Annotated in this window: 4 protein-coding genes; 3 read left to right on the top strand and 1 reads right to left on the bottom strand. The window is 61.7% G+C overall.

The window, feature by feature from the left end; genetic code table 11:
* The first annotated feature begins 497 nt into the window (after nt 1–497).
* The 3 genes from EN879_RS23425 (at nt 498) to EN879_RS23415 (ending at nt 3,509) form a co-directional block, all read left to right on the top strand.
* A complete protein-coding gene (locus EN879_RS23425) occupies nt 498–1,790 on the top strand; it encodes a DUF4375 domain-containing protein (protein WP_013532544.1) in 1,293 nt (430 codons plus the stop codon).
* Nucleotides 1,791–1,988: 198 nt separating this feature from the next.
* Nucleotides 1,989–2,687, top strand: a complete 699-nt coding sequence (locus EN879_RS23420; RefSeq protein ID WP_013532543.1) for a phosphatidylserine decarboxylase — start codon at nt 1,989–1,991, stop codon at nt 2,685–2,687.
* Between the two features lie 75 nt (nt 2,688–2,762).
* Nucleotides 2,763–3,509 carry a phosphatidylcholine/phosphatidylserine synthase gene (locus tag EN879_RS23415; protein ID WP_224621703.1) on the top strand — a complete coding sequence of 249 codons (747 nt, stop codon included), beginning with the start codon at nt 2,763–2,765 and terminating at the stop codon, nt 3,507–3,509.
* 27 nt (nt 3,510–3,536) lie between these two features.
* On the opposite strand, the gene EN879_RS23410 is transcribed toward EN879_RS23415, so the two are convergent.
* Nucleotides 3,537–5,241: AMP-binding protein (locus EN879_RS23410; protein ID WP_127274272.1), on the bottom strand; the 1,705-nt coding region annotated here is incomplete at its 5' end.

Here is a 5,241-nt window from a genome sequence, read left to right as displayed (position 1 = left end):
GGACAGCCGGGACGGTGAGCATGACCTCGCGGTTGCCGTCGGCATCGACGGCGATAATCTCGCCGGTGCCCCAGTTGCAAAGCCACAGCCGTCCGTCATGCCAGCGCGGCGACTCGCCGAAAGCGAGACCGGCAGTGACGAGATGCGCTTGGGGGGCAGGTGGTTTCTGCATGTAGGGGACTCCTTGTTGAGTGCGTCAGCATCGCCAAATGGTCCATGATGGCGCTGTCTCACCAAGGACGGGCGAGGCAGCGGTCTGCCGACAGGCACAGAACCGATAATTTTGGTTTGGCTGCTCTTTGCTGAGTTCGCGACGAAGCCTCGAGGTCAGTTTTTGGAGTGTTCTTCAAACTATCGGTTGAAGTGTTCTTCAAAATATTGGTAAGACGCAGTGAAAATGAATTTCAAGCGCCTTTTTATCCACTTTTCCAAGTGATATTCTGCTGACAGACTCTGATCTACCGGTATTGCTTTCCTCCGGGTAAGAAGGCTTTGGAATGTTCGGAATTTTTTCGCGAAAGAAAAGGCTGCAGCAGTCGACAACGATTTCGGCGCACCAGCCGGAGCAACCGACGGCCAGTCCGCGCGTGACTTCAATTGTTGTCCCGTTTTCAGCAGTCGAGCGCGCCGCTAAGGAAAACTACGTTGCTGACCTCGTGACTGCAGTCATGGATTTCGTGACCGCAATGTTTGATCAGGGCCTCTACAAAGATCACGAAATACCGCCGTCAGCGAGGCAGTTTTTTCACGCTTACCTATACGGGATGGAAGTGGCTAATGGCGGCCATAGCCAATTTATTCACAATTACCGTGATCACCTCGATAAAGTCACCTCGGATGTGCATTTGGCTTTGGCTGGAATGCGAGCAGAAAACCATTTAGCTATTTTGAAACAGATGGTTGCTTGGGTCCGGGAACATCCCAAGGAAGCGGAGGAACAGACTGGATTCGAAGGTGGCCGCGCTGATTTCCTTGATGGACTCGACGATCTTTTTTACAAGGAGGAAGACAGCGTCCCGATGCTTGCCCGCGCAGTGGGTTGGATAGCCTCCTGGCCTGAACTGGAGATTGTCGACGATGCCGAATGCCAGGAGGCCACTCTTGACATTGTGATGGCCAACTCCAGGCGCGAACCTCGATTGCGCCATCGTTCGGTGTTCCATCTGAAAGCAGTGATGACGAGCCGACTTGAAGTGGGCATCGGGCTCGCCTGTGCAGCTTTGCCGCAGCCCGAGGTTAAGCTCGGGCTCGGCAAAGGACGGATGTTGGACATAGATGGCGAGAAGCAGATGACATTTCCGGTCGTAACCAACGCCGGCAGGGTGCGTTTGTGCGTAGTCACGCCAACGCATGCGGCTGCATACCAGTACCTGGCTGCTGATGGTACAGAACTGCAACTCGACCTCGGACCGGTCGATAGCGTTGATGAGTTACTTGGCGAAGGTGCTCCACGTGTCGGTCTGAAGCTGTCGCATGTCGGCGCTGATTCAATAGCGACAGTCATCGAACTGGCTGATGAATACGGGGCACCAGCAGCCCTCGACCTTCTTTTGCGCAGGGCTGGAATTGATACGGCAGGAGCAGTTGCTTTGCCATCGATGCTGATTCCGAGCGAGGGAGGATCGGTCGTCAGTTGGACAGTTGCTGCTGACGGTAGACTGCTGTTTTTGGTGTCCTCTCCCAACGGGAGCGCGCTCTTGAGGTCGGGCGCCGAAGATCCGCTGGCGGATGCCCATAGGCTTGAGATCGAAGAACATTTTGTGCGCGCCGAAGCCGATGGTGCCAACTGATCTGGGCTGATTGTCTCGAAATTCTGACGCCAGTGGCACAGGCATGCGAGCCGGTCGCGACCTCACGAACGCGGAGCGTTCGGCTATCCTGAGGCGACAGGCCCTTGCCCGTTCGCCCGCGCCGCCGATTGTTGCGTTGCGGCGAGGGGGGCTTTCGGCTATTGAGGCCGGACTTGAAACGGAGCCTGTTTTTAGCTGATGAGCCTTGTCGATACGGTCAAGAACGCGTTCGTACCGATCCATCGCGAAGGCTATCCCTTCATCGCGGCCTTTGGCGCGGCGACGCTTTTCCTCGGCTATTTCTCCTCGGTCCTGTTCTGGATCGGTCTGATCCTGACGGCCTGGTGCGTTTATTTCTTCCGCGATCCCGAGCGCGTCACGCCGGTCGACGACCGCTTGGTGGTCAGCCCCGCCGACGGCATCATCTCGGCGGTCGGGCCGGCCGTGCCGCCGCGCGAACTCGGCCTCGGCAATGTCGAGATGACCCGCATCTCGGTGTTCATGAATGTCTTTTCCTGTCACGTGAACCGCGCCCCGGTACGCGGTCGTATCGTCAGGATCGAACACCGGCCCGGAAAATTCCTCAACGCCGAACTCGACAAGGCCAGCACCGAGAACGAGCGCAACGGCCTGGTCATCGAAAGCCCCAACGGCACGATCGCCGCCGTCCAGATCGCCGGCCTGGTGGCGCGGCGGATCGTCTGTTGGGCCGAGGCGGGCGGCTCGATCGGCACCGGCGAGCGTTTCGGCTTGATCCGCTTCGGCTCGCGCGTCGATGTCTTCCTGCCCTTGACCGCCACGCCGCGCGTTGCCGTCGGCCAGACAGCGGTCGGCGGCGAAACCGTGCTGGCCGAATTCGGCGGTGTCGCCGGCACACCCCTCGTGCGGATTTCCTGAGCCGTGGGCACGCAGTATAAGAAGTTCGAGGCCCATGCCAGCGGCGGTCCGCGCATCCGCGAGATCCCGATGCGCATGGTGCTGCCCAACCTCGTCACCGTGCTTGCCATCTGCGCCGGTCTGTCGGGCATCCGCTTCGGCTTCGAAGGCCGCTTCGAGCCGGCCGTGGTGATGGTGCTGCTGGCCGCTTTCCTCGACGGCATTGATGGCCGCTTGGCGCGGATGCTGAAGGCAACCTCCAAATTCGGCGCCCAGATGGATTCGCTGGCCGACATCGTCAATTTCGGCGTCGCCCCGGCTTTGGTGCTTTATGCCTTCCTGCTCGACCGTGCCGGCTCGCCGGGCTGGATTGCGGCCTTGCTGTTCGCCATCGCCTGCGGGCTAAGGCTCGCCCGCTTCAACGTGCTCGACGACGAGAAGGCCGACCGCCCGATATGGCAGTCCGAATATTTCGTCGGCGTGCCGGCGCCGGCTGGTGCTGTGCTGGTGATGCTGCCGCTCTATCTCTATTTCCTGCGCACAGGGCTGGAGCCCAGTCGTCCAGCGGCCTTCGTCGCCACCGGCTTTACCATACTGGTCGCCTTCCTGCTGGTCAGCCGGCTGCCGGTCTATTCCGGCAAGAGCCTGAAAATCCCGGGCGACAGGGTGTTGCCGATCATCCTGGGTGTCGTGCTCTACGTACTGCTGCTGATGACCTACCCCTGGTACACGCTGACCGCTTCGGTTGCCGGCTACCTGATCTTCCTGCCGTTCAGTGTGCGCGCCTATTCGAAACGCGCCAAGCTGGAGGGCGAGAAGGTACCGCCTTCGGATATAGGTTAGAAGGTCGGCGGAAGTGCTTGATCCGACTCAGGCCGCGACGCCGAGCCCCAGCCTGTCGATCGCCAGCTTTCGGGTCGAGACATAGTCGGTCTTGCCCGAACCCAGCACCGGGATTTCCTCGACCTTGACGATGTCGTTGGGCACCATCAGTTCGGCGGCGCCCGCTTGTTTGCCGAATCTGCGCAACTCGTCGGGATTGGCGTCGTCGGCGGTGGTGACCAGCACAATGCGCTCGCCGCGCCTCTTGTCCGGCACCGCTACCGCCGCATGGCGTTCTTCCGGCCACAACGACTGCACCAGCATCTCGACAGCACCCAGCGACACCATCTCGCCGGCGATCTTGGCGAAGCGCTTGGCGCGGCCGCGAATGGTGATGAAGCCTTCGCGGTCGACAGCGACGATGTCGCCGGTGTCGTGCCAGCCCGTCAGCGGCTGCAATTCACCGGGGCGGTCCGATGTCATATAGCCCATCATCAGGTTCGGTCCGTCGAGCCACAATTGGCCGGCATCGGAAATGCCTTCGATCGGCTCAAGCTTCATGCGCATGGCCGGCAGCAGCCGCCCGACGGTACCGTCGCGGCCATGGATTGCCGTGTTGACGGCAACCACCGGCGCCGCCTCTGTCAGCCCGAACCCTTCGATGATCTCGGCCTGGAAGCGTTCGCGATAGACGCGGCGGGTTTCCGGCTTCACCGCCTCGGCGCCGGCAACGACGAAGCGCAGGCTGGAAAAATCGCCGTCCTTGGCGGTACGCGCATAGTTGGCGAGGAACGTGTCGGTGCCGAACATAATGGTCGGTTTCCCCTTGCGCGCAACCTCGGGGATGATCTTGTAGTGCAGCGGCGAGGGGTAGAGGAACAGTTTTACCCCGGTGACCAGCGGCAGGATGGTGCCGCCCGTCAGGCCGAACGAATGGAACACCGGCAGCACGTTGAGCAGGATGTCGGCGGGCGAGATGGTGATGCGCGCCTCAGCCTGCATGGCGTTGGCGTAAAGGTTCTTGTGCGACAGCACGACTGCCTTCGGCGTGCCTTCCGAGCCCGAGGTGAACAGGATCACCGCCGGCTTGGCCGCGTCCTGTCGCTGCAGCGGCCAGCGCCACAGCAAGGCGGCGGCAAGCTTGTCCAGCGCGGTGACGCTCTCCCGCACATCCTCGAGCCAGAGAAGCCTGGCGCCGCCCTTTTCGACCGCCGCGACGATATCGGCAAGGTCGGCCTTCTCGACGAACGCGCGGGACGAAATCACGGTCCTTATCACCGCCGTGCGCACGGCCGCGGTGACGCTCGCCGGCCCGGCCGTGTAGTTGATCATCGCCGCCACCCGGCCGGCCGACAGAAGGCCGGTGAGCGACAGCACGACGCCATTGGCATTGGGCAGCATCACGCCGACTGCCTCGCCCGGAGCCGTTACCGCCTCGAAGCGCCTGCCCAGGACGCGGGCGCCGATGAACAGCTTGCGGTAGCTCAGCGCGCCGGAGATCACGTCCTCGATGATGATATGCGAAGCGCCGACGCGGTCGGCGGCATCGCGCATGGCCAGGAACAGGCCACGATCGAGGTTGGTGCCGAAGAGCCGCGCCTCGGCGACACGGTCGAACAGCGCGTTGGTGTTCGAGGCCTGCTCGGGGTTGCGCGCCACCAACTCAGTGATGGTCATCGGCTCCAGCACGCTGATCGACAGTTGCGGAAACCAGTGTCGTGGCGCCTTGTCCCCAGGCGTCAACGACACCGGC

Source organism: Mesorhizobium sp. M7A.F.Ca.AU.002.02.1.1 (assembly GCF_003998535.1).
Classification (GTDB): Bacteria; Pseudomonadota; Alphaproteobacteria; order Rhizobiales; family Rhizobiaceae; genus Mesorhizobium; species Mesorhizobium ciceri.
Note: the sequence above shows the minus strand (reverse complement) of the source record. Positions and strands in the feature narration are given on the sequence as shown.